Origin of the sequence: Paraburkholderia xenovorans LB400, from assembly GCF_000013645.1 — a bacterium.
Lineage (GTDB): Bacteria > Pseudomonadota > Gammaproteobacteria > Burkholderiales > Burkholderiaceae > Paraburkholderia > Paraburkholderia xenovorans.
In genome coordinates this window covers 3,251,031-3,274,237 of record NC_007951.1, presented here as the reverse complement: position 1 = coordinate 3,274,237, position 23,207 = coordinate 3,251,031, and the positions used below count along the sequence as shown (strand labels likewise).

Here is a 23,207-nt window from a genome sequence, read left to right as displayed (position 1 = left end):
AGAAAATTGGAAAGGGGAGGGATACAGTTGCCTGATTTTTGTCATAGACTGGCGTTCCAGCCCACGCCTTTGTTTGATCCAGGCCCTTGAACCTGTACGAAAAACTCGCCGACGAAATAACGCAAGCCGTGCGGCGCGGCGTGTTCGCGGCCGGCGAGCGGATTCCGTCCGTGCGGCAGGCGAGCCAGCAGCACGGCGTCAGTATCAAGACGGTGCTGCACGCGTATGCGTTGCTGGAAAGCCGTGGGATCGTCGAAACCCGCCCGCAGTCGGGCTATTTCGTGCGCGATGCCGCGGCGAGGTCGGTGGCGCTCGAAGAGCCGCGGCCGGGCCGCCTGCCCGCGCCCGCGACGCAGCCGGTGGCCGCCGCGGTGGATGTGAGCCGCCTCGTGCTGTCCACCTTGCGCAGCATCCGCGCGCACGACGCCGTGCCGTTCGGCTCGCCGTATCCGGATCCCTCGCTGTTTCCGTGGCGGCGCATCAACCAGTACGCGAACGCGATCGCGCGGCGCCACGCAAGCTGGAACCTGATCGACGACCTGCCGCCCGGCAACCCCGAGCTGATCCGGCAGATCGCCCGGCGCTACGCGGAGAACGGCGTGCCGGTCGATCCCGGCGAAATCATCATCACGCTCGGCGCGACCGAGGCGATCAACCTGAGCCTGCAGGCGGTGGCCAAACCCGGCGACACGGTGGCCGTCGAATCGCCCACCTATTACGCGATGCTGCACGCCATCGAGCGTCTGGGCATGCGCGCGATCGAGGTGGCGACGCATCCGGCCGACGGTATCGATGTCGAGGCGCTCGCGCGGGTGATCGCCGAACAGAAGATCGCGGCCTGCATGGTGATGCCGAACTTCCAGAATCCGCTCGGCTTCTGCATGCCCGACGCGCGCAAGCAGCAACTGGTGGAACTGCTCGCCGCGCACGAGATTCCCGTGATCGAGAACGACGTGTATCAGGAGCTGTACTTCGGCGAAACGCGGCCTTCGACCTTGAAGAGTTTCGACACCAAAGGGCTGGTGCTGCATTGCGCGTCGTTTTCGAAGAGCCTGACCGCGTCGTACCGGATCGGCTGGGCGCTGCCGGGGCGCTATCGCGCGCAGGTCGAGAAGCTGAAGTTTCTCAATACGCTGACCACGCCGTCGGTGCCGCAGGTCGCGGTCGCCGACTACTTGCGCCAGGACGGCTACGACCGGCATCTGCGGCACGTGCGCAAGGTCTACCGGCAGCAGGCGAGCATCATGATGGCGATGGTGCAGCGGTTTTTCCCCGAGGGCACGCGCATGTCGACGCCGCAAGGCGGCTACGTGCTCTGGGTGGAGTTGCCCGAACGCGTCGATTCCATGCGGCTGTATCAGGCGGCGCTCGCGCGCAGCATCACGGTCGGGCCGGGCATGATGTTTTCGACGCGCAATGATTTTCGGCATTTCATCCGGCTCAACTACAGCTATCCGTGGACGGCGCAGACCGAGGCGGCCTTGAAGACGCTCGGCGAACTGGTCACGCAGATGGCATGACAACGAGGAGACACTCGCTATGGAAGACGACGAACTCGATCCGGTGCTGGTCGCCGTGCTGGAGCAGCTATGGCGCGCGCATCGGGAAACGCCGGGCGGCGCCTGGTCGCTCGCCAGACTGTCGAAGCAGGCGGGCGTGCCGATGAGCGGCTTGCGGCGGCAGTTGACGGCGCTCGTCGACGGCGATCTGGTGCATACCACGTTCAGCGAAGAGGGCACCGGGACGGCGCGGCTGAGCGAACTCGGCGAAAGTCTGTGCGCCGAACTGTTCGGCGACGGCGAGACGCCCGACGACAACCCGCCGGGCCCGCCGCCGAAGCTTCATTGAATTGCGCCCGGCTTTACCGGGCCGGCGCCGTGGGCCGGGCCGGCGCCGCGCGCGCCGGCCGCCTTGCCTGAGCGTGCCCTCAAAGCTGGCTCATACCGCCGTCCGCGATGATTTCCGTGCCGACGATAAACGCCGATTCCGGCGCAGCCAGATGCAGCACGGTCGAGGCGATTTCCTCCGGCGTGCCGAACCGGCCGACCGGCACCTGGCCGAGAATCTGCGCGGCGGTGGCTTCGAGCGCGGCGGCGTCCAGCCCGAGCTTGCCGTACAGCGGCGTTTGCACCGGGCCGGGGCTCACGACGTTGACGCGCACGCCCTGCGGCAGCAACTCCGCCGACAACGTCTTCGCCAGCGAAATCAGCGCGGCCTTGCTCGCCGCATACACGGACGACGCCGGCATGCCGATATGGGCGTTGATCGAACCATTGATCACGATCGACGCGCCGCGATTGAGCAGCGGCAACAGTGCCTGAATCTGGAAGTAGGCGCCCTTGACGTTGGTGTCGAACATGGCGTCCCAGAAGGCTTCGTCGACGTCCGCGAAGGGCGCGAATTTCGCCGTGCCGGCGTTGACGAAAACCGCGTCGAGCCGGATGCCGGCCGCGCGGACCGCCGCTGCCAGTTCATGCGCCGAGGCCACCGAGCCGGCCGCGTTGCGCACCGCGACGGCATTGGCGCCGAGCGCCGTTCTGGCGGCTTCGAGCGCGGCGGCGTCGCGGCCGGTGATGACGACGCGGGCGCCTTCATCGACGAATGCTTTGGCCGCGGCGAAGCCGATGCCGCTGCTGCCGCCGGTAACGAGAACCGACTTGTTCTGGAAACGGGTCATTTTGTTTCTCCGAAAGAGTTTCATGGGTTGGTGACAGCGATATTGCGCTTGCGGAAGGCGCTTGCCATACCACTTCGCCGATGCACTCGTTCGAAAGCGTCGAACATGTTGCTGGGGACCAGAATATGGGTTTCGTTATGGGCGGGATAACGAATAATAATTTTTCCGCTGAAATTGGCCTTCGAATATGGCCCCCTATGCTGGAGCCTTGCCCGGGTCATCCCGAGCGCTGGGGCAGGCACCTTCAACCATCTTCGGAGAAACCATGAAAACCACGCTGGCGCGAGCGCTGCATCATTCACTGCGCATCAGAACCGTTCGAACTGTACTCGCCGCGGCGCTTGGCGCGACCCTGGCGTTCGGCGCCGCGGGCGCGGCGGCCGCCACCACGCAGCCGATCGGCATCGCCTTCGTCTATCTCGGCAATCCGGGCGACGCCGGCTGGACCTACGCGCACGAACAGGGCGTGAAAGAGGTCGAGGCGAAATTCGGCGACAAGGTCAAGGTGACGCGCGTCGAGAACGTGCCGGAGTCGGCGGATTCGGAGCGCGTGTTCCGCGATCTGGCGTCCAAGGGCAACAAGATCGTGGTGGGTTCGAGCTTCGGGTTTCAGGATTTCGAACTGAAGGTCGCTAAGGATTTCCCGGACACCGTGTTCGAGCATGCAACCGGTTATAAGAAAGCCGCCAACTTTGCCACCTATGACGTGCGCACCTATCAGAGCGCGTACCTGGCCGGCCTCGTCGCGGGTTACACGACCAGGTCGAACACGCTCGGCTTTGTCGGCTCGGTTCCGGTGCCCGAAGTGGTGCGCAACATCAATGCGTTCACTATGGGTGCGCGTTCGGTCAATCCGAAAGCGCGCGTGAAGGTGGTGTGGATCAATAGCTGGTTCGATCCGGGCCGCGAAAAGCAGGCCGCTGAAACGCTGATCGGCCAGGGCGCCGACGTGCTGATCCAGAACACCGATTCGACCGCGACCATGCAGACCGCCGAGCAGAAGAAAGTGCATGCGTTCGGCTGGGACTCGGATATGAAGAAGTTCGGGCCAAATGCGCAACTGGGCGCATGCGTGAGCAACTGGGGCGTGTACTACACGCATCTGGTGGAGCAGGTGATGTCGGGCACATGGAACAACTCGCCGGTGTGGTGGGGGCTCAAGGAGAAGGCGATCGATCTCGCCGACATCAATACCGAAGCCGTTTCGCCGGCCGCGCAGAAAGCCTTGAGCCAGAAGCGCGACGACATCATTTCCGGCAAGTTCAATCCGTTTGCCGGTCCGATCATGGATCAGTCCGGTGCGGTGAAGGTCGCCGCCGGCAAGTCGCTGAGCGATCCGGAACTGCTGCGTTTGAACTGGTTCGTGCAGGGCGTGGACGGTTCGCTGCCGAAGTAGAATTTGCTTCGCTACGCTAACTATTGTTCAAGGAGATCGCCCGTGAGTCTGACCGTCCCGACGCAGGCCGCCGCAGCAGCCGCGAACTATCCGCCGCAGGGTTTGACGCCCACGCACGAGCAGATCGTGCGGCATCTGCGGCATTCGAGCCGGGTGGCCGAACGGGCGACGCTGCTGGGGCATCATCCGTTTGGCGCGGTGCTGGTCGGGCCGGACCAGGAGACGGTGCTGATGGAGCAGGGCAACGTCGACACGGTGAATCACGCCGAGTCGGTGCTGGCGCGCGTGGCCGCGCTGAACTTCACGCCGGCGTATTTGTGGAGTTGCACGCTGTACACGTCGGTCGAGCCTTGCTGTATGTGCGCCGGGACCATGTATTGGGCCAACATCGGCCGGGTGGTGTTCGGCATGACCGAAAAGCGCCTGCTGGAGGCGACCGGCGCTCACGCCGAGAATCCGACCATGAGCGTGGATTGCCGGTATGTCTTCGATCATTGCCAGAAACCGGTCGAGGTGATCGGGCCGGTCGCCGAGGTGGAGGCCGAGGTGATGGAGGTTCAGCGTCGATTCTGGAGCGGCCGGTAGCGGCTGTTTCGTGATTTCGTGAAAGCGGCGCTTCTGCGTTGCTACGGTATCGAGGCGGCGTCCCACGCCGGTCTCGCGCAAACGGCGACCAGGCATGCCTGCAACGCCGCCAGGCCGCAGGCCTGCGCGCCAGCTTCCTATTGCGCGGCGTCAACCTGTAATTCCGCGGGCGCCAGCGTGGCAACGCCGCAGAACCAGTCGCCGTCGTGCGGCGTGTATTTCCATCGACTGCCGTTCTTCTTGAGCACGGCGGAACACTGTTCGTTCACCACGATCCCTGGATCGGCCGCCGTGCACTGATGCGTCGCCGTAGCGGCGGCTTGCACGGGCGCCGCGAGCGTCGCGCGCCGCGTGTCGGGTTCGGCCGGCGGCGCGGACGGTGTTACGGCCGGCGGCGTCACCGCTTGCAGGCTCTCCACCAGCTTTCGCAGTTCTTCGATACGCGTTGCGTACCACGTCCCCAGACACGCCGCATCGCGGCAATTTGCTTCCCGCCATGCCCATTTGCCGTCGCTGTCGGTAAGAAAGGCGCGCCGGTTGGTAACCCTTCGACGTGCTTTCCAGTAAAGTTGCCCCAGCGCGTCGTCGAGCTTCGAGAGCGCGGGGTCGCCGCAAATCATCTTCTCGGTCGGTGAGCGCCCCCGGTTGCAGTCGAAGCTGGCGGCGTGGGCGAGCGGATGCGCGAGCATCAGCACGGCAATTAGAAGCGGGCGGAGGCGGTTCATCGCAGTCGCGGCGTTGCATGATTTTTTCATGCAACGGATGATCGGCCGGATTGCCTGAACCCGGACCCCCGAAAAACGCATGACTTCGGCCAGGTGGTTACCAGATCTTGCCTGACGGAGGCGGCGCGGAAGTCGGGGAAGTGGGATTGCACGCGTTCAGGCATGCACCGTGCGACCTGCCTTCTATGGATGTGATGTATCACGCGGCAATACCGCGAGCCGTCCAGGAAAAAACAGCACTCATGACACACCGGCGACACACCAGCGAGGCGGGCCGACAGCGCGCGACGCGGCCTTGAATCGGGAGAAAGAATGAAACAACACCTCGTTCGATGTCTTTATGCGGTGGCGGGCGTGCTGGCGTTGCCGGCCGTAGCCTTTGCCCAGTCGCAGGCTTACACCAACGGCACCGTCAACGTGCGGGCGGGTCCGGCCTCGGATTACCCGGTCGTGACGCAACTGCCGGGCGGCGTGCCGGTGAGCGTGATGGGGTGCATCAGCACCTATCAGTGGTGCGATGTTGCCGCGCCGAACCTGCGCGGCTGGGTCTATGCCGGGCGGCTCAGCTATCCCTACCAGGGCAGCAACGTGCCGGTGATGACCTACGGCACGGTGATCGGCCTGCCGATCGTGACGTTTTCGATCGGCACGTATTGGGGCAACTATTATCGCGGCCGGCCGTGGTACGGCCAGCAGGGGCGCTGGGCGCATCATCCGCCGCCGCCTGCGCCGCGCCCTGGCGCGGGCGGGCCGCCGGGTGGGCCGCCACCGGGACATGGCGGCGGCAGACCGCCAGGCGGCCAGCCGGGCAATGTCGGCGGCAGACCGCCGGGCGGCCAGTCGGGGAATGTCGGCGGTAGACCACCCGGCGGCCAGCCGGGGAATGCTGGCGGTAGACCGCCAGGCGGCCAGCCGGGGAATGTCGGTGGCAGACCGCCAGGCGGCCAGCCGGGGAATGTCGGTGGCAGACCGCCAGGCGGCCAGCCGGGGAATGTCGGCGGCAGACCACCAGGCGGCCAGCCGGGGAATGTCGGTGGCAGACCGCCAAGCGGCCAGCCCGGGAACGCCGGCGGTAGGCCTCCGGGCGGCCAACCGGGCAATGTCGGCGGTAGGCCTCCGGGCGGCCAACCGGGCAATGCCGGCGGTAGGCCTCCGGGCGGCCAGCCGCCGCAAGGCGGCGGAGGCAGGCCGCCAGGCGGTGAAAACGGCGGTGGTGGTGGCGGACGCCCGCCGGACCAGCACGGCTGAGCGCGCCCACGCCGCCGGCCTTACCACGAGAAGTCGTCGTGACAAGCCGGAGCGTGGTTCGAATTTCAACTTTCCATCAGCCGATAGCGGATCCGAACGGATACCGTCATCCTGTCCCGGCAACGGCAATATCTGGTCGGACAACGGCGAGGCCAGATCACCGGAATGGTCCGCGATGTGCGAAGAATAACCTCGCACCCCTCGCGTAAACCCCGGTGCGCCGCGTACACTAAGTTGCCGATGTCGGGTTAGGGGGCGCACAAATGACTTGCGAAGCGACATCAGAAAACACGATCGGAGCCGCTCCTGATGGCACCCGTTACGGCGCGAATCTCGCCGAAGGGGTGCTCGCGTCGGAGCGCACGGTGTTGCGTTTGATCACACGCAACACGCCGCTGCCGGAATTGCTGGACGAAGTATGCCGCCGCGCGGAAGCGCTGCTGGGCGAAGGCGCGTCCTGTTCCATCCTGTTGCTCGACGCCGAAGGCGTGCGCGCCAGGGTGGGCGGCGCGCCGTCGCTGCCCGAACACTTCAGCGCGGCGATCGACGGGGTGGCGATCGGTCCGCGGGCCGGCTCGTGCGGCACCGCCATGTTCGAGCGGCGGCTCGTCGTCGTCGAGGATATCGAAACCGATCCGCTGTGGGCCGACTTCCGGCACCTCGCGCTGCCGCTCGGCCTCAGGGCCTGCTGGTCGGTACCTTTTGAAAACGATGCCGGTGTGGTGCTCGGCGCCTTCGCGGTGTATTACCGCAAGTCGCGCCGTCCCAGCGCCGAAGAAGAAGCCATGCTGCGCGATATCAGCCGCAGCGTCGGTCTGGCCGTGCATCAGGACACAATGGCGCAGCGGCTCGCGCACAGCGAGGAACATCACCGGCTGGTAGTCGATCATCTGATCGAAGGGATCGTCGTGCAGTCGCGGGCGGGTATCGTGCTGGCCTGCAATCCGAGCGCGCAGCGCATTCTGCGGGCCACGCCGCAGATCGTCGGCCGCAGTATCCAGACGGTGATGGTGCGCGCCTATCACGAGGACGGCTCGGTCGTCACCGAGGCGGTCCGCCCGACCAACCAGGTGCTGGCAACCGGCAAACCCATGCTCGGCGTCACGATCGGCCTGGAGCTGATTGGCGGCGACATCGTCTGGATCACAGAGAACGTGGTGCCGATCATCAAGGCGGGCGAGAGCGAGCCGAGTTCAGTGCTGATCTCGTTCACCGACATCGGCCCCGTGCGCGAAGCGCAACGGCAGCTCAAGTTCCTCGCCACCCGCGATTCGCTCACGGGCCTTTACAACCGCGCGTATCTCACGGAGCGGCTGCGCGATCTGTTTTCGCTCGATACCTCGTCCGGTATGGGCGAACTGGTGAGCGTCGCGGTGCTGTTCGTCGACCTGGACGGCTTCAAGAAGGTCAACGACACCGCCGGTCACGAGGCCGGCGACGCCCTGCTCTGCAGCGTGGCGGAGCGGCTCGCGGCGTGCATTTCGCCCGAAGACACGCTGGCGCGCGTAGGCGGCGACGAGTTCGTGATCGTGGTCAGCGCGTATGAAAACACCGGGCATCTGATCGGCCTCGCGCAGCGCATTCTCGACATGATCGCCGTGCCGTTCGCGGTGGCGGACAACGAGTACTACCTGGGCGCGTCGATCGGCATCAGCCGTTTTCCCGAAGACGGCCAGGACGTGGCCACGCTGCTGCGCAACGCCGATTCGGCGATGTACTACGCCAAGCAGCGCGGCCGCAACAACTTCCAGTTCTTCACCGCCGAGCTGAACCGGCAGCTGCAACGCCGCTTCACGATCGAGCAGTCGCTGCGGCGCGCGCTCGCCGGCAACGAACTGAGCCTCGTGTATCAGCCGATCGTCGACAGTCAGGACGGCCGCACGATCGGCGCGGAGGCGCTGCTGCGCTGGTACAACAGCGAGCTGGGCAACGTGTCGCCGGGGGAATTCATTCCCGTGGCCGAAGATGCGGGGCTGATTGTCGAGATCGGCAACTTCGTGCTGACGCGGGCCTGCGAACAGGTGGCGCAGTGGCGGCGCACGCTGGCGCCGGAGCTGATCGTCGCGGTGAATCTGTCGCCCCGGCAGTTCAACGACGGCCTCGTGGAGCGCATCCAACGCTGCCTCCTGCAAACCGGGCTCGAACCGGCGGCGCTGGAACTGGAGATCACCGAGCGGCTGCTGATGAGCGACAGCGAAACGGTGCTGCCCATGCTGAGCGCGCTGAATGCGATGGGCGTACGTATTTCCGTCGACGATTTCGGCACCGGTTACTCGTCGTTGTCGTATCTGAAGCGCTTTCCGCTGCATAACCTGAAGATCGATCGCTCGTTCGTCGCCGGCTTGCCGGATCATCGCGATTCCATTGCGATCACCCAGGCGGTGGTGGCGATGGCGCACTCGCTCGGCATGAACGTCACCGCCGAAGGGGTGGAAACCGCCGAACAGGCGGCTTTCCTGCGCGCGATCGACTGCGACAAGCAGCAGGGCTATTTCTACAGCCGCCCGGTCGGCGCCAGTGCGTATGCCCGCAGTTTGTGGGACGCGCAGGTCGGTCTCGCCGACGCCTCCTGAGCCGGCCGGCAGCCACGCGCGCAGGCCCGGCGCCTTGCCTGGCCTCGCGCACGCGGGAATCCGCCGCGCTCCGCTGCACTTGGCCGCCCGCGTCCGGATTTGATTGTTCGGTTTGACAAACAAGTGCCTTCGCGTTAGCGGTATTTATCCGCAACGACAGTCTCCCTACAATCCTCCCATCGAAACGTGAATGAGCGCGAAGCCGAAGCGGCGCCGTGCTACGGGAGTGGTTGTCATGCCAGCTTTGATCAGGAACCAGCTTTACCGGCCGTCGGTGGTCTTGCCGATGGTCGCCCTCATGCAGGTGATGGTGTCGCAGGATTTCAACCTGGGCCAGGTCGGCTGGGTCATGGCGTCCCGTGGCGCGCAGGCCGCGCTGCAACGCTCGCGTGAATTGATCTGCGCCGCGCATTGCCACGACTGAGCGTCGCGCACGGCAACCAACTGAGGCAATCGACAACCCGGCATGGTGATTCGAGGCGTGGAGGGTAAGATGCTACGACCTGCACTCCAGCCTCGGGAGCGTTGCCATGCCACAGCACTTCAATGCAGTCGTAATCGGTACAGGACAAGGCGGCTCGCCGCTGGCGGTGCGTCTCGGTCAAAGCGGCCGTAAAACCGCGGTCATTGAACGCGCGGCCTTCGGCGGCACGTGCGTGAACGTGGGCTGCACGCCCACCAAATCCTATGTTGCCAGCGCTCGCGCAGCGCATGTCGCGCGCCATTGCGCGGAACTCGGCGTGCAGGTGAGCGGAGCGATCAGCGTCGATCTGGCCGCGGTCAAGGCGCGCAAGGACAGGATCATCGGGCAGTCGCGCGACGGCGTCGAGAAATGGCTGCGCGGCGCGCAGAACGTGAGCGTGTTCAACGGCCACGCGCGCTTCACCGGCGCGCATACGCTCGCCATCAGCGGGCCGGACGGCACGGTGCTCGAAGAGATCAGCGCCGACGAAATCTTCATCAACACCGGCACGCGCGCCGTCGTGCCGCCGCTCGAAGGCATCGGGCGGATTCGCTACTACACCAACTCCAACCTGCTTGAACTGACGGAATTGCCGGATCATCTGGTGATTGTCGGCGGCAGCTATATCGCACTCGAATTCGCGCAGATCTTTCGCCGCTTCGGCAGCCGTGTGACCGTGCTGGTGCGCGGCGAACGCGTGCTCACTCGCGAGGACGCCGATTTTGCCGAATCCGTGCGGAAGGTGCTCGCCCGCGAGGGTGTGGAGTTCCGCTTCGGCGTGCAGCCTTCGCGGGTCGAGCCGCATCCGCATCATCCGGACGAAGTGTGCATCGGCTTCGAGCAGAACATTCCCGCGCTCGAAGCGTCGCACCTGCTGTTCGCCACCGGCCGCGAGCCGAATACCGACGACCTCGGCCTCGCGGCCGCCGGCATCACGACGGACCGGCACGGCACGATTCCGGTCGACGGCCAGTTGCGTACCAACGTGCCAGGCGTGTGGGCCATCGGCGACGTGAACGGGCGTGGCGCTTTCACTCACACGTCCTACGACGACTTTCAGATCGTCGCGGCCAACCTGCTCGACGGCGGCGCGCGCAGTGTCGATACGCGGATCATGGCGTATGCGGTGTTCGTCGATCCGCCGCTGGCACGCGTGGGGGCTTCGGAGGCCGAGGTGCGCAAAGCGGGGCGCCCCGCGCTGATCGCCACCATGCCGATGTCGCGGGTGGGCCGCGCCCGCGAACGCGGCGAGACCGACGGCTTCATGAAGGTGATGGTCGACCGCGAGAGCAGGCAGATTCTCGGCGCGGCCATTCACGGCATCGAAGGCGACGAGGCGATTCATACCTTCATCGACATCATGGCGGCGGGCGCGCCGTATCCGACCTTGCAGTACGCCATGCATATTCATCCCACCATCAGTGAACTGGTGCCGACCCTGCTCGACGGGCTCAAACCCATGCAGTGAGCGGCGCGCACGAGCGGAGCACCTGCGATGAAGCGCGCAATCAGAAGCGGCAATCTGTTCGACCCCGGCGCGCCGGCGGGCGTGGACGAGCAGATCGACACATTGGTGGAGCAGGGCGGCGTGAGCATCGAGCGGATCGTCTCGATGGGGCACGCCAGCCCGCCGCGTTTCTGGTACGACAGTCCTCGCGCCGAGTGGGTCGCGTTGCTGAGCGGCGCGGCCGCGCTCGAATTCGAAGGCGAGGCTGAGCCGCATCCGATGAAGCCCGGCGATCACGTGCTGATCGAAGCGCATTGTCGCCACCGGGTGGCATGGACGAGCGACCGGGAGCCGAGCGTGTGGCTCGCCGTCTACTACCCGGACGACGCTCCGGGTTGAACGCGGCACACCGGCCGATCCCGGGCGCATCGACAAAGCGGCGCGGCATCGCGGATAATCGGCAGCGGCGCGATCGTCCGCGGGGCGCGGGCGAATGGTGCGCTCAACCGCATTCATCATCAGGAATCCAGCCGATGGGCAAAGGACGTGTCGAAGCCTTCAGCGATGGCGTGATCGCCATCATCATCACGATCATGGTGCTCGAGTTGAAGGTGCCCGAGGGCTTCGATCTCGCGGCGCTGCGTCCGCTGCTTCCCGTGTTCTGCGCGTACGTGCTGAGCTTTATCTACGTCGGCATCTACTGGAACAATCATCATCACATGTTCCATGCGGTGCAGAAGGTCAACGGCGCCGTGTTGTGGGCCAACCTCCATCTGCTCTTCTGGCTGTCGCTGTTGCCGGCCGTCACGCATTGGGTCGGCGAAAACCATCTGGCCTCCTGGCCGACCGCCCTGTACGGCGTGGTGCTGTTCATGTCGGCGATTGCGTATTTCATCCTGACGAGCGTGCTGATTCGCGAGCACGGCAAGGACTCGACCATCGCCAAAGCGGTCGGCAACGACTTCAAGGGCAAGGTCTCGGTGGTGATCTATCTGGCGGGCATTGCGCTGGCTTTTGTCGTGCCGTGGGCCTCGGCCGCGCTCTATACGCTTGCCGCCGCCTGGTGGCTGGTGCCGGACCGGCGCATCGAACACGTGCTGGAAGCCTGAGCGCGGTGCCCGCGCTGCCGCCTGGCTGCAGAACGGGGGCGCGCGCCCTCAGGCAAGCGTCCTGATCGAATTGCTGATGCCGCGTGCGCAATCGATCACCGCGGGCGCGAGCCGTGCCTCCGCTTCCGCCGGCGTCCAGCGGCTTGTCGGCGCGACGACGTGAACCGCGCCGACCGGCCGGCGCTCGCCGTCGAGCACGGCCGCCGCGATCGTCATATCGCCGATGAACAGTTCCTCGCGGTTCGACGCATAGCCGTTGAGCCGTCCGAGCGCGAGCCGCGTCTCGATCTCGTCGAGATCCGTCACGGTGTATTGCGTATGCGCGACGCGCTCGCTCGCCAGCAGCAGCGTGCGTGACTCGCTGTCCGGGAGCGCCGCGAGATACGCCCGTCCCGACGCCGTGCAGTACATCGGAATGCGGCTGCCGATCGGCATGTGGATCGGCACGAACTTCATGCACACGAACCGCGCCACGTAGACCATGTCGACGCCATCCGGCTCGGTCAGATTGGTCGTCTCGCCGGTGACATTGGTGAGTTCGGACAGGAACGGATTGGCGACGTCGATCAGCGTGTCCGCGGCAAGGTAGTTGAAGCCGATCTGCATCACGCGCGGCGCCAGTTGATAGCGCCTCGTACGCGGATGCTTTCTCACGTAGCCGAGCTTTTCCAGCGTGTAGATCATGCGCTGCGCGGAGCTTTTGGTGATCGCCGTTGCCTCCGCGACTTCCGGCAGTGTCATCGACCTGCGCTGGGCGCTGAACGCGCGCAGCACCGCGATTCCCTTTTCCAGCGACTGATTGAACAGTGCGTCCGGCGTTTCTTCCGGCTCCTGGGGCGCTTCCGTCTGCGGGCTGAGCTGCTTGCGTGTCATGGAATCACCCAATTGTTTTCGCCTGCTGTCGACTCTAACATATCGAATATCGATATGCAAATTTCGTTTGTCGATATTTTTGATTCGAATATCATGATTCAAATGATGGGTACCGATATTCCGATCGGCCGTCTTCAACTCGTGGAGAGACTCATGTTCCAGTTCGCCAAACGCTTTGCCAGTGTCTTTGCAACAGGATTGCTGCTCGCCGGTGCGCCGGCCTTGTCGGTGGCCGCCACCACGTACGAAATTGGAGCAACGGCCACCGGCGTGCCGTTCACGTTTCTGGATGTGAAGACCAATTCGATTCAGGGCCTTCTGGTCGATGCGATTACCGCGACGGGCAAGGCGGCGGGCTTCGACGTCAGGATCGAGCAGACCACGTTCTCCGCGCTGATTCCTTCGCTGACCACGAAGAAGATCGACATCATCTCGGCAGCCATGCTGAAAACGCCGGCGCGCGAGCAGATCGTCGATTTCTCCGACACCGTGTACTCGTACGGCGAAGGCCTGATCGTGCGCGCCGACGACAAAGGCCAGTACACCTCGATGGACGACCTCAAGGGCGAGGTGGTCGGCGCGCAGGTCGGCACCGCGTTCGTCGACGCGTTGAACAGGAAGGGCATCTTCAAGGAAGTGCGCACCTACGACTCGGTCGCCGACATCATGCGCGACGTCGCGCTCGGCCGCATCAAGGCGGGCTTCGGCGACCATCCGATTCTGGCGTATCAGCTTCAGCACAATCCGAATCCGCAATTGCGGCTTGTCAGCGGATATCAACCGTCGGTGAAAGGGCAGGTGTGTTTCGTCGTGCGCAAGGGCGACACGGCCACGCTGGAGCAGCTGAACGCCGGCATCAGAAAGATCAAGGCCGACGGTACGCTCACGCAGATCATCAAGAAGTGGCAGGTGGAATGACGTTGTTTTCCGAATAAGGACGCTCCGCCATGTTCTTCCAGAACGCCATCGAGTTTCTGCCGATCCTGCTCAAAGGCGCGGTTGTCACGATCGAGATCACCTTCTGCTCGTTCGTTCTGAGCACGGCGCTCGGCCTCGTGCTCGCGTTGATGCGCGTGTCCGGCAACCGCGTCGTATCGAACGCTGCCGCGACTTTCATCAACGTGATCCGCGGGCTGCCCATCATCGTTCAGCTCTTCTACATCTACTTCGTGCTGCCGGATCTCGGCGTGCAGTTGTCGGCGTTCCAGGCCGGTTCCATTGGTCTCGGCGTCGCGTACTCGGTGTATCAGGCGGAAAACTTTCGCGCGGGCATCCAGGCGATCGATCACGGGCAGATCGAAGCGGCGCAGTCCATCGGCATGCGCGGCGCGATGATCATGCGCCGCGTGGTGTTGCCGCAGGCGTTCCGGATCTCACTGCCGGCGTACGGCAATACGCTCGTGATGATGCTCAAGGACTCGTCGCTCGCATCGACCATCACCGTCGCCGAGATGACGCGCGCCGGACAGCTCATCGCGTCGTCCACGTTCCAGAACATGACGGTCTTCACGCTGGTCGCGCTGCTTTACCTCGGGCTCAGCCTGCCGCTCGTCTATGGATTGCGGCGGATCGAACGCCGCCTCGGATTGAAGGGAAAACGATGATCAAGGTCGACGCGATTCACAAGCGCTTTCACGATCAGCACGTGCTGAAAGGCGTCAGTCTGAATGTCGAACGCGGCCAGGTCGTGTGTCTGATCGGTCCGTCCGGATCGGGCAAGTCGACGCTGCTTCGTTGCATCAACGGACTGGAGCAGCATGACGCCGGCACGATCACGGTCGAAGGCCATGCCGTCGACGCGAAGTCGAAGCAGATCCACGATCTGCGCGCGCAGGTCGGCATGGTGTTCCAGCGTTTCAATCTGTTTCCGCATCGAACCGCGCTGGAAAACGTCTTCGAGGGTCCCGTGTTCGTCAGGAAGGAAGCGCGGACACAAGCCCGCGAGCGGGCTCGCCATCTGCTCGACAAGGTCGGCCTCGCGCACCGCATGAACGCCTACCCGGCCGAAATGTCGGGCGGACAGCAGCAGCGCGTGGCGATTGCGCGCGCACTGGCCATGCAGCCGAAGGCGATTCTCTTCGACGAGCCCACCTCGGCGCTCGACCCGGAACTGGTCGGCGAAGTGCTCGGGGTCATGCGCCGGCTTGCCGACGACGGCATGACCATGATCGTCGTCACGCATGAAATGGGCTTTGCGCGTGAAGTGGCCGATCGTGTGTGTTTTCTTCATGACGGCACGATCCATGAGGAAGGGTCCGCCGCCGATCTGTTCGAACGTCCGCGCAATCCTCGCACACGCGAATTTCTCGGCAGGATGCCCGCGCTTACCGAAGCCCCCCGGATTTGAATACACCATGAGCCTGGTTGAAGTTGCAGAACCGCTGCCTCCCTCTCTGTGGGCGGCAACGGCGGAACCCGCTGTCGATACGCCGCCGCTCGATGGCCCGGTCACGGCGGACGTGGCGATCGTCGGCGCCGGTTACACGGGTTTGTCGACGGCCTTGCATCTGGCGGAACAAGGCCTGCGGGTCTGTGTGATCGACGCCAACGAGCCCGGCTGGGGAGCGTCCGGCCGTAACGGCGGCCAGGTGATTCCCGGCCTGAAATACGATCCCGACGAACTCATCCGGCGCTTCGGCGCACGCGATGGCGATGCGCTCGTGCAGATGGCCGGCGGCGCCGCGGATTCGGTTTTCGATCTGATCCGGCGTCACGATATTCAGTGCAACGCCACGCGCGCCGGCTGGATCCAGCCGACCCATTCGGCCAAACTGCTCGGCACGCTTCACAGCCGGGCGCAGCAGTGGGCGGCGCGCGGCGCGCCGGTCGAACTGCTCGACCGTGCGCAGATATCGAGGCGGCTTGGCACGGACGCGTTCGTGGGCGGTTGGGTCGATCTGCGCGCGGGCAGCGTGCATCCGTTGAGCTACGCACGCGGCCTCGCGCGCGCCGCGCAGACGGCCGGCGCGGCGATCCACGGCGGAACCCGCGCCGCGAGCGTGGAGCGCGGCCCGCAAGGGTGGCGCATTCGCACGGCGCAGGGTCCGCTCATCGATTCGAAACAGATCCTGCTGGCAACCAACGGTTATACCGATGGCCTTTGGCCGCGCCTCGCGCAATCAGTGATCGCCGCGAACAGCTTTATCGTCGCAACGAAGCCGCTGCCCGACGACGTTGGCGCAACGATTCTGCCCGGCGGCGAAGTGGCTTCCGATTCACGGCGGCTGCTGCTCTATTTCCGCAAGGACGTGCATGGGCGTCTGCTGATGGGCGGGCGCGGTCCTTTTCGCGAGCCTCGCGGCGCCGCGGACTGGATGCATCTCGAGCGTGCCGCCCGGTTGATGTTTCCACAGCTGGAGAACATCGGATACGAATACCGGTGGGCCGGCCGCATCGCCATCACACGCAATTTCTTGCCGCACGTGCACGTGCCGGCTGAAGGCATGACCATCGCGCTTGGCTACAACGGACGCGGCATTGCAATGGCGACGACGTTGGGAAGGCATCTGGCCGCGTTGATCGGCGGGACGACACGCGGCTTGCCGCTGCCGCCGACCTCGATCGAGCCGATTCCGTTTCACGCGTTGCAGCGGTTCTATATCAGTGCCGGCGTGGCGTGGTATGGGCTGCTCGATGCGCTGTCGTGACAGCGTTGAGGATCGCACTCGCGGGCAAGCGAAGCCGGCAAAAACAAAGCCGGCAACGAAGCCCGCGACGAAGCCCACAAGCGCTCGTGCGTATCAGCGCGTCGATGTTCAGCACATTCACCCCAGCCAGCGGAGCGGGTTGCCGCCACGCAGTGTGCTCGACGGCGTGAGCCGGGGCCGAACAAAACGCCGATGGGCTTCCATCGGGCGCGGCGCGCAACGCCGCGCCCGATCGAGCCGTTACTGCGGCAACGCGTAAGCCATCACGTAATCGCCGAGTTTGGTGCCGAACGAACCGTGCCCGCCCGCGGCGATCACGATGTACTGGCGGCCGTCGATGGAATAGCTCATCGGCGTGGCCTGGCCGCCCGCCGGCAGACGCGCGCGCCACAGTTCCTTGCCGTTGTTCACGTCGAACGCGCGGATGTAGTTGTCCGCCGTCGCACCGATGAACACGACGCCGCCCGCCGTCACGATCGGACCGCCGAGCATCGGCATGCCCATTCTGAACGGCAGCGGAATCGGCGAACTGTCGCGCACCGTGCCGATGCGCTTCTTCCACACGATCTCGTTGGTCTTCAGATCGACCGCCGAGATGTAGCCCCAGGCCGGCTGTTTGCACGGCAAGCCCAACGGCGAGAGGAACGCGTTCAGCGTCACGCCGTACGGCACGCCGTATTGCGGCTGGATGCCCGCTTCGGTGCCGCTGCCTTTTGCGCCCGGCTCGGGTTGCATCGGGTTGCCTGGGCCGCGTGGGATCAGGCGCGAGACGAACGGCAGTGCAATCGGATTGGCAATGGCGATCTGCCGGTCGGTGTCGACGGCAATGCCGCCCCACTCGAACATGCCGAGGTTGCCCGGAAACACCAGCGTGCCCTGCAGCGACGGCGGCGTGAACGTGCCTTCATACCGCAGCTTGTGAAACATGACGCGGCATACGAGCTGGTCGTACATCGTCGCGCCCCACATGTCGGCGTCGGTGAGCAGGTTCTTCGGGCGGAATGTGAGATCGGAGAACGGTTGCGTGGGCGAAACGTGATCGCCGGGCGCGGCGCCTTGCGGCACCGGCATTTCGGGCGCGGGTACGACCGGGGTGCCGGTGCGGCGATCGAGCACGAACAGGTTGCCGGTCTTGGCGGGCGCATACACGACCGGCACGGTCTTGCCGTCCTTGCCGGTGATGTCCGCCAGTGTGGGCTGCGACGGCTGGTCCATGTCCCACAGGTCATGGTGCGCGGTCTGGTAGAACCAGGCCAGCTTGCCCGTCGACGCATGCAGCGCCAGCAGGCCGCTCGCATAGCGCTCCTGCTCGGGTGTGCGGTTGCCGCCCCAGATGTCGGGCGTGGTCACGCCCATCGGCAGATAGATGATGTCGAGCTTCGCGTCGTAGGCGGAGGGCGCCCACGAGTTCGGCGAACCGATGGTGTAGTGCTCGCCCGCGCCCGGAATCCTGTTCGGGTCTTGCGCGCCGGGATCGAACGCCCACTGCAGCTGGCCGGTGCGCACGTCGAAGCCGCGGATCACGCCCGAGGGCTCGCGCGTCGAGAAGTTGTCTTCCACCGCGCCCGCCACGATGATCGTCGTGTTCGTGACGATCGGCGGCGAAGTCGGCTCGTACATGCCCGGCGTCGTGACCGGCTGCGCGTGCTGAAGGTCGAGATCGCCGTTGTTGCCGAAGCCCGCGCAGCGCTCGCCTGTCTGCGCGTCGAGCGCGTAGAGGTGGCCGTCGTTGACGGGCAGATAGATGCGGCGCAGGCAGGCGCCGCTGGCCGCCGATGCGGCCGATGCCGCCGGCGCGGTGTCGCTCGCGGGTGCGGCGGGCGCGTTGGGTTGCGCGGTCGCAGCGCTTGCCGAGAGATCGACATACGACACGCCGCGGCAGGTCACGTGCTGGAACGACGGATCGGGCCGCAGTTTCGGGTCGAACTTCCATTTCTGTTCGCCGGTCTTCGCATCGAGCGCGAACAGGATCTGGTGGGGCGAGCACAGATAGAGCAGATTGCCGATCTTGATCGGCGTGACTTCATTGGTGATCTCGACCGGATCGTTTGGACCTTTCATATCGCCTGTGCGGAAGGTCCAGGCCACCTGCAGGTTCTTGACGTTTTCGGGCGTGATCTGCTGCAGCGGCGCGTAGCGCGTGCCTTCCTGGGTTCGGCCATAGGCGGGCCAGTCGGACGGATCGATGCCGTTGGGATTGGCGGCGGGCGTGGCGGCCACTGAGCTCAGCGTGCCGTTGATCGTCTGCGGATCATTGAAGCTCGCGTAGACCAGCACGCCGGCCCAGATCACGAGCGCGCCGACTAGCGACGTTACGCCGAGCTTGCGCGGCGCATCGAGGCGCCAGCTCACGAGCAGCAGCAGCCACACGCCGAACACGACGAGCACGCCGGAGCGCGGCGCAAGCGCCCAGAAGTCGGGACCCGACTCCCACAGCGCCCAGACCGCCGTGCCGACCAGCACGAGTGCGTAGAGTGTGAGCGCCGCCGGACTGCGGCGGTACAGCAGCCAGGTCACGCCGAGCAGCACGAACCCGACCACGACGTAATACGCGGACCCGCCGAGCGAGAGCAGCCATGCACCGCCTATCAGCAGATAGAGGGCGGTTAGCGCAGTAAACAGGAGTGTGATGACGGCGATGAAACCCGGCGATGCCGATTGTCTGGACATGATGACCTCATCCTTTTTTCTTAAGGGTGCCGCTCGCGCCGCCTGTCACGCGGTGCCCGCGGCGCTCGTACGCCGGCGTGACGGCCAGCGCGGCATCCGGCCGGTTCGCTGGGCTCGTCAGGCCGGTAAAACCGTGAGGTGACCTGGTGCATTATCCAGATGTTTGCGGCGGTTTGCGATTCGCCGTGGGCGGGTTTCATCGGCGAACTCAAAGCGCGCGGCTTGATGGGCACGCGCGGTATGGCCCACGAAGCACTCGCGCGAGCCTAAACTACGCATTCCCCCAGCGCCCCCGGACTCATGCCTCCTCGCAAAGACCATCACGACCAGCCGCTTGTCCCGGCCTCTGCACAGGTCGACGCTCCGGCGTTGCAAGATCCGGTCCTGCTGCGCCGGCTGTTACGCGCCAAAGACCGCATGGACGCCGCCTCCCACGAGGCCTGGCCCGTCAAGCGCCTCGCTGGCGTCAGCGGCGTGACCGAAGCGCATTTCGCGCGCTCCTTCAAGTGCGCCTTCGGCGTGCCGCCGCACCGCTACCTGCTGACACGCCGCATCGAGCAGGCCGTCACCCTGTTGCGCGACACCGGGCTCAGCATCACGGAAATTGCTTTTGCCACGGGCTGGGAGAGCCTGGGGAGCTTCGGCCGCATCTTTCGCGACATCACCGGCCAGAGCCCCGGCGCCATGCGCGTCCAGGCCCGAGCCCAGGCCAGCACCGCGCAACTCGACCGCGTGCCCGCCTGTGTGCTGAAGGCCGCGCAGCGCCCGGATCTCACCATCGCAGTTTTGGAGAAGCGTCGCCGCACGGTCGAAGATACAGTCCTGCCATCAACCAGGGAGGTGTCATGAACGAGGGTATCAATGTGGTGGGCCTGTATGTCGATAACCAGGACGAAGCGCTGGCGTTCTATGTCGACAAGCTCGGATTCCGCGTGCATACGGACGTGCGCAACGGCGCTTATCGCTGGCTCACGGTCCAGCATCCCGGACAGCCGTCGTTTCAGCTCGGCCTGTTCACACCCGGGCCGCCGATCCACGACGAGGCCACCGCGCAAACCTTGCGCGCGATGGTCGCCAAGGGGGCCATGCCGCCGCTGGTCCTCGCGGTGGAGGACTGTCGCGCCAGCTATGCGCGGATGAAAGCCAGCGGTGTGGAATTTACCCAGGAGCCGGTGGAACGCTTCGGCAGCGTCGATGCCGGTTTCCGCGACCCCGCCGGCAACGGCTGGAAGATGATCCAGGCTGCGGGAAGCGCGACGTAATGCGGGCGTTTGCCCGATACTCCCAACATGACTTCGCGCAATCGACCATCCCCACGCACGAGAGTCGGCCTGATCTCCGACACGCACAACCTCGTACGCCCTGAGGCATTGCAATATCTGGCGGGTTGCGACGCGATCATCCACGCAGGCGATATCTGCAACGAAGCCGTGCTCGAAGCGCTCGGGCGGATTGCGCCGGTCACGGCCGTGCGCGGCAACAACGACACCGGCGACTGGGCCGCATCGCTGCCGACCCGCGTCACGCTGACGGTGCAGCAGGTGACGATTCTCGTCGTGCACGACATCGCCGAAGTGGGCGCCGATCCGCGCAGCGAGGGTATCGGCGTGGTGGTGACCGGCCACTCGCACAAGCCGTCGATCAGCGAGCGCGACAACGTGCTGTTCGTCAATCCCGGCAGCGCCGGGCCGCGGCGCTTCAAACTGCCGGTTTCGGCTGGAATCCTGATCGTGGAAGGGGCGAGCGCCACCGCAGGCTTCGATTCGCTGATGCCATAAAAAACGGGCCGACAGATTTGCCGGCCCGCTCTCACGCAATCACGGACAACTCGTGCGCCAACCGTGATTCAACCCATGCTCAGGCACGCGCCGTGGCCGTTGCCGCATAACCTTCGTCCATCTCCTCGGCTTCACGCTCGCCGCGCAGCACGGCATGCGCTTCCGCACGCGTCGCCACGCTCGGGCCCGAGCCGGGCAGCGGCTTGCGGGCGGTTTCGCGCAGCGCCATCACCGAGACGACACCGATCAGCGACGCGCCCATCAGATAGTACGCGGGCATCATCAGATTGCCGGTGCGCTCGACGAGCCACGCCGTGACGAGCGGCGTCGTCCCGCCGAACAGCGACACCGAAATATTGAAGCCGATGGCGAGCGCGCCGTAACGGATTCTGGTCGGGAACAGCGCCGGCAACGCCGACGGCATCACGCCGGTAAAGCACGACAGCAGCACGCCGAGAATCATCAGGCCGCCGAACACCGGCAGCACCGTGCCCATGCGGATCAGCAGCAGGGCGGGAATCGACAGCGCGAACAGACCCACGCAACCGAACAGCATCACCGGCTTGCGGCCGATCGTATCGGACAGGCGGCCGGCGGCGAGCGTCATCGGCATCATCAGCGCCATCACGAGCAGCACGAGGAACAGGCCGTGCGTTTCGTTGAAGTGCAGCGTGGCCGACAGATAGCTCGGCAGATACGAAAGCGCCATGTAATCGGTGACGTTGAAGATCAGCACGAGGCCGACGCACAGCAGCAGCGGCTTCCATTGCTGCGCCAGCAATTGACCGAACGATTGCTTCGGCAACGCCTTGTCTTCCGCTTCGCGTTGCTCGGCCTGCTTCCTGAACGCGGGCGTTTCTTCGAGCTTCATCCGGATATACAAACCCACCAGGCCCAGCGGACCCGCGATCAGGAACGGCACGCGCCAGCCCCACGACAGCAGCGCGTCGTTCGGCAGCGCCGCGGTCAGCACGGCGACCGTGCCCGCGCCGAGCACGTAGCCGATCAGCGTGCCGAATTCGAGAAAGCTGCCCATGAAACCGCGGCGCTTGTCGGTCGAGAATTCGGCGATGAAGGTCGCCGCGCCGCCATACTCGCCGCCGGTGGAGAAGCCTTGCACGAGACGCGCAACTAGCAGCAGCACCGGCGCGAAAATGCCAATGGTCGCGTAGCCCGGAATCAGGCCGATCGCGAAGGTGCCGAGCGCCATCATGATCATGGTCATGGCCAGCACGCGCTGACGGCCGATGCGATCGCCGAGCGGCCCGAACACCATGCCGCCGACCGGCCGCACGAGAAACGCCGCGGCGAACGTGCCGAAGGTGGCGAGCAACTGGGCCGACGGACTCGACGACGGGAAGAACACTTTGCCGAGCGTGACGGCGATATAGCTGTACACGCCGAAATCGAACCATTCCATTGCGTTGCCGAGCGCCATCGCGCCGACGGCCCGCTTGAGGAGAGATTTGTCGACGACGGTGATGTCGTCCAGAGAGAGGCGTTGTTCTTCTTTGTGGTGTCGCCAGAAGCCGTTGCTGGAAGCGGTCAAGGTGAAAACTCCAATGACTGCGACGAAACTCATGATGCGCATGAACGTTCCGCCACGGTTGCTGGGAAGTGCCGTGTCGCGAGCGGGGCGAAAGCGTCTCCCTCGCCATTCAAAGGCGACAGAGTTGGGCGCGATGGAAAACAGAACGCCCGTGCCTCGCGAGACAGCTCGCGAAAAAACACTCGTCTAGATTGTGCTGACTGTTGCACCTGCGTGGCCGTGGAAGGGGGGCAGATGCATGAGGACACCGGGTGGCTGAAAGCTGGCCCGCGCGCCGCTGGAAGGCTTGAAACGAAAAAGGCCGGTGCTGTATTCGCCGTTCATGTGGTGACATGAAACGGGAAACGACCGACAAGCCTTCTTGTATAAAAACTGTTCGATTCGGCTTGGCAACACATTGCGATACGCACTGCGCGCCAGATTGAAGCGAACGTGAATGAAGGTGAAATGCTGTTGGAACGGTGCAC

The 23,207-nt window shown here is 65.0% G+C and carries 22 protein-coding genes; 17 read left to right on the top strand and 5 right to left on the bottom strand.

Features of this window, described 5'->3' with window-relative positions; genetic code table 11:
- Positions 1–86 precede the first annotated feature (86 nt).
- Both BXE_RS14535 and BXE_RS14530 read left to right on the top strand, forming a co-directional pair.
- Positions 87–1,520 (top strand): PLP-dependent aminotransferase family protein, encoded by a 1,434-nt coding sequence (locus BXE_RS14535; protein WP_011489040.1) that lies wholly within the window; start codon positions 87–89, stop codon positions 1,518–1,520.
- Positions 1,521–1,539: 19 nt separating this feature from the next.
- Positions 1,540–1,848, top strand: coding sequence for a helix-turn-helix domain-containing protein (locus BXE_RS14530; protein WP_011489039.1), 309 nt, complete (start codon positions 1,540–1,542; stop codon positions 1,846–1,848).
- 79 nt (positions 1,849–1,927) lie between these two features.
- On the opposite strand, the gene BXE_RS14525 is transcribed toward BXE_RS14530, so the two are convergent.
- The gene (locus BXE_RS14525) at positions 1,928–2,677 is read right to left on the bottom strand and encodes an SDR family oxidoreductase (protein WP_011489038.1); all 750 of its coding nucleotides are present in this window, start codon (positions 2,675–2,677) and stop codon (positions 1,928–1,930) included.
- Between the two features lie 265 nt (positions 2,678–2,942).
- On the opposite strand from BXE_RS14525, the gene BXE_RS14520 reads away from it, so the two are divergent.
- Positions 2,943–4,073, top strand: a complete 1,131-nt coding sequence (locus BXE_RS14520; RefSeq protein WP_011489037.1) for a BMP family ABC transporter substrate-binding protein — start codon at positions 2,943–2,945, stop codon at positions 4,071–4,073.
- 42 nt (positions 4,074–4,115) lie between these two features.
- The gene (locus BXE_RS14515; RefSeq protein WP_011489036.1) at positions 4,116–4,658 is read left to right on the top strand and encodes a nucleoside deaminase; all 543 of its coding nucleotides are present in this window, start codon (positions 4,116–4,118) and stop codon (positions 4,656–4,658) included.
- A 137-nt stretch (positions 4,659–4,795) separates the two neighbouring features.
- On the opposite strand, the gene BXE_RS14510 is transcribed toward BXE_RS14515, so the two are convergent.
- Positions 4,796–5,383: a lysozyme inhibitor LprI family protein gene (locus BXE_RS14510; RefSeq protein ID WP_038458687.1), complete on the bottom strand. Its 588-nt coding sequence runs from the start codon at positions 5,381–5,383 to the stop codon at positions 4,796–4,798.
- Between the two features lie 312 nt (positions 5,384–5,695).
- On the opposite strand from BXE_RS14510, the gene BXE_RS14505 reads away from it, so the two are divergent.
- From BXE_RS14505 to BXE_RS14480, 6 genes are all read left to right on the top strand, one after another.
- A complete protein-coding gene (locus BXE_RS14505) occupies positions 5,696–6,631 on the top strand; it encodes an SH3 domain-containing protein (protein WP_011489034.1) in 936 nt (311 codons plus the stop codon).
- A 263-nt stretch (positions 6,632–6,894) separates the two neighbouring features.
- The gene (locus BXE_RS14500; RefSeq protein ID WP_011489033.1) at positions 6,895–9,204 is read left to right on the top strand and encodes a putative bifunctional diguanylate cyclase/phosphodiesterase; all 2,310 of its coding nucleotides are present in this window, start codon (positions 6,895–6,897) and stop codon (positions 9,202–9,204) included.
- 235 nt (positions 9,205–9,439) lie between these two features.
- Complete coding sequence (locus BXE_RS14495; RefSeq protein ID WP_007181228.1) at positions 9,440–9,628, top strand: hypothetical protein; 189 nt, start codon at positions 9,440–9,442, stop codon at positions 9,626–9,628.
- A 106-nt stretch (positions 9,629–9,734) separates the two neighbouring features.
- On the top strand, positions 9,735–11,135 hold the full coding sequence (locus tag BXE_RS14490) for an FAD-containing oxidoreductase (protein WP_011489031.1): 1,401 nt from the start codon (positions 9,735–9,737) through the stop codon (positions 11,133–11,135).
- A 27-nt stretch (positions 11,136–11,162) separates the two neighbouring features.
- Positions 11,163–11,513: a cupin domain-containing protein gene (locus BXE_RS14485; protein ID WP_011489030.1), complete on the top strand. Its 351-nt coding sequence runs from the start codon at positions 11,163–11,165 to the stop codon at positions 11,511–11,513.
- Between the two features lie 134 nt (positions 11,514–11,647).
- On the top strand, positions 11,648–12,223 hold the full coding sequence (locus BXE_RS14480) for a TMEM175 family protein (protein ID WP_011489029.1): 576 nt from the start codon (positions 11,648–11,650) through the stop codon (positions 12,221–12,223).
- 48 nt (positions 12,224–12,271) lie between these two features.
- Here BXE_RS14480 and BXE_RS14475 read toward each other — a convergent pair whose 3' ends face one another.
- Entirely contained in the window at positions 12,272–13,096 is an 825-nt protein-coding gene (locus BXE_RS14475; RefSeq protein ID WP_011489028.1) for an IclR family transcriptional regulator, read from the bottom strand.
- Positions 13,097–13,249: 153 nt separating this feature from the next.
- On the opposite strand from BXE_RS14475, the gene BXE_RS14470 reads away from it, so the two are divergent.
- From BXE_RS14470 to BXE_RS14455, 4 genes are read left to right on the top strand one after another with little or no spacing between them, the layout of a single operon-like run.
- Complete coding sequence (locus BXE_RS14470; protein ID WP_038458688.1) at positions 13,250–14,014, top strand: substrate-binding periplasmic protein; 765 nt, start codon at positions 13,250–13,252, stop codon at positions 14,012–14,014.
- A 29-nt stretch (positions 14,015–14,043) separates the two neighbouring features.
- On the top strand, positions 14,044–14,700 hold the full coding sequence (locus BXE_RS14465; protein ID WP_011489026.1) for an amino acid ABC transporter permease: 657 nt from the start codon (positions 14,044–14,046) through the stop codon (positions 14,698–14,700).
- A complete protein-coding gene (locus tag BXE_RS14460; protein ID WP_011489025.1) occupies positions 14,697–15,443 on the top strand; it encodes an amino acid ABC transporter ATP-binding protein in 747 nt (248 codons plus the stop codon). The genes BXE_RS14465 and BXE_RS14460 overlap by 4 nt, the downstream gene beginning before the upstream one ends.
- Before the next feature lie 7 nt (positions 15,444–15,450).
- A complete protein-coding gene (locus tag BXE_RS14455; protein ID WP_011489024.1) occupies positions 15,451–16,743 on the top strand; it encodes an NAD(P)/FAD-dependent oxidoreductase in 1,293 nt (430 codons plus the stop codon).
- Between the two features lie 240 nt (positions 16,744–16,983).
- On the opposite strand, the gene BXE_RS14450 is transcribed toward BXE_RS14455, so the two are convergent.
- A complete protein-coding gene (locus BXE_RS14450; protein ID WP_011489022.1) occupies positions 16,984–19,413 on the bottom strand; it encodes a glucose/quinate/shikimate family membrane-bound PQQ-dependent dehydrogenase in 2,430 nt (809 codons plus the stop codon).
- Between the two features lie 300 nt (positions 19,414–19,713).
- Between BXE_RS14450 and BXE_RS14445 the strand changes: the two genes are divergently transcribed.
- Genes BXE_RS14445 through BXE_RS14435 form a run of 3 tightly spaced genes read left to right on the top strand, consistent with a single transcriptional unit; the run spans position 19,714 to position 21,191 of the window.
- Positions 19,714–20,262: a helix-turn-helix domain-containing protein gene (locus tag BXE_RS14445; RefSeq protein ID WP_011489021.1), complete on the top strand. Its 549-nt coding sequence runs from the start codon at positions 19,714–19,716 to the stop codon at positions 20,260–20,262.
- On the top strand, positions 20,259–20,675 hold the full coding sequence (locus tag BXE_RS14440) for a VOC family protein (protein ID WP_011489020.1): 417 nt from the start codon (positions 20,259–20,261) through the stop codon (positions 20,673–20,675). The genes BXE_RS14445 and BXE_RS14440 overlap by 4 nt, the downstream gene beginning before the upstream one ends.
- A gap of 27 nt (positions 20,676–20,702) precedes the next feature.
- Complete coding sequence (locus BXE_RS14435; protein ID WP_011489019.1) at positions 20,703–21,191, top strand: metallophosphoesterase family protein; 489 nt, start codon at positions 20,703–20,705, stop codon at positions 21,189–21,191.
- A gap of 79 nt (positions 21,192–21,270) precedes the next feature.
- On the opposite strand, the gene proP is transcribed toward BXE_RS14435, so the two are convergent.
- Positions 21,271–22,773 carry a glycine betaine/L-proline transporter ProP gene (gene proP, locus BXE_RS14430; RefSeq protein WP_233518858.1) on the bottom strand — a complete coding sequence of 501 codons (1,503 nt, stop codon included), beginning with the start codon at positions 22,771–22,773 and terminating at the stop codon, positions 21,271–21,273.
- Between the last annotated feature and the right edge of the window lie 434 nt (positions 22,774–23,207).

Bases quoted from the DNA above. Each gene is read 5' to 3' on its own strand.
- BXE_RS14510 (WP_038458687.1), bottom strand. From the start codon at position 5,383: ATGAACCGCCTCCGCCCGCTTCTAATTGCCGTGCTGATGCTCGCGCAT.
- BXE_RS14465 (WP_011489026.1), top strand. From the start codon at position 14,044: ATGTTCTTCCAGAACGCCATCGAGTTTCTGCCGATCCTGCTCAAAGGC.
- BXE_RS14485 (WP_011489030.1), top strand. From the start codon at position 11,163: ATGAAGCGCGCAATCAGAAGCGGCAATCTGTTCGACCCCGGCGCGCCG.
- BXE_RS14445 (WP_011489021.1), top strand. From the start codon at position 19,714: ATGCCTCCTCGCAAAGACCATCACGACCAGCCGCTTGTCCCGGCCTCT.
- BXE_RS14505 (WP_011489034.1), top strand. From the start codon at position 5,696: ATGAAACAACACCTCGTTCGATGTCTTTATGCGGTGGCGGGCGTGCTG.
- BXE_RS14520 (WP_011489037.1), top strand. From the start codon at position 2,943: ATGAAAACCACGCTGGCGCGAGCGCTGCATCATTCACTGCGCATCAGA.
- BXE_RS14490 (WP_011489031.1), top strand. From the start codon at position 9,735: ATGCCACAGCACTTCAATGCAGTCGTAATCGGTACAGGACAAGGCGGC.
- BXE_RS14495 (WP_007181228.1), top strand. From the start codon at position 9,440: ATGCCAGCTTTGATCAGGAACCAGCTTTACCGGCCGTCGGTGGTCTTG.
- proP (WP_233518858.1), bottom strand. From the start codon at position 22,773: ATGAGTTTCGTCGCAGTCATTGGAGTTTTCACCTTGACCGCTTCCAGC.
- BXE_RS14450 (WP_011489022.1), bottom strand. From the start codon at position 19,413: ATGTCCAGACAATCGGCATCGCCGGGTTTCATCGCCGTCATCACACTC.
- BXE_RS14480 (WP_011489029.1), top strand. From the start codon at position 11,648: ATGGGCAAAGGACGTGTCGAAGCCTTCAGCGATGGCGTGATCGCCATC.
- BXE_RS14475 (WP_011489028.1), bottom strand. From the start codon at position 13,096: ATGACACGCAAGCAGCTCAGCCCGCAGACGGAAGCGCCCCAGGAGCCG.
- BXE_RS14460 (WP_011489025.1), top strand. From the start codon at position 14,697: ATGATCAAGGTCGACGCGATTCACAAGCGCTTTCACGATCAGCACGTG.
- BXE_RS14525 (WP_011489038.1), bottom strand. From the start codon at position 2,677: ATGACCCGTTTCCAGAACAAGTCGGTTCTCGTTACCGGCGGCAGCAGC.
- BXE_RS14435 (WP_011489019.1), top strand. From the start codon at position 20,703: ATGACTTCGCGCAATCGACCATCCCCACGCACGAGAGTCGGCCTGATC.
- BXE_RS14500 (WP_011489033.1), top strand. From the start codon at position 6,895: ATGACTTGCGAAGCGACATCAGAAAACACGATCGGAGCCGCTCCTGAT.
- BXE_RS14470 (WP_038458688.1), top strand. From the start codon at position 13,250: ATGTTCCAGTTCGCCAAACGCTTTGCCAGTGTCTTTGCAACAGGATTG.
- BXE_RS14440 (WP_011489020.1), top strand. From the start codon at position 20,259: ATGAACGAGGGTATCAATGTGGTGGGCCTGTATGTCGATAACCAGGAC.
- BXE_RS14530 (WP_011489039.1), top strand. From the start codon at position 1,540: ATGGAAGACGACGAACTCGATCCGGTGCTGGTCGCCGTGCTGGAGCAG.
- BXE_RS14455 (WP_011489024.1), top strand. From the start codon at position 15,451: ATGAGCCTGGTTGAAGTTGCAGAACCGCTGCCTCCCTCTCTGTGGGCG.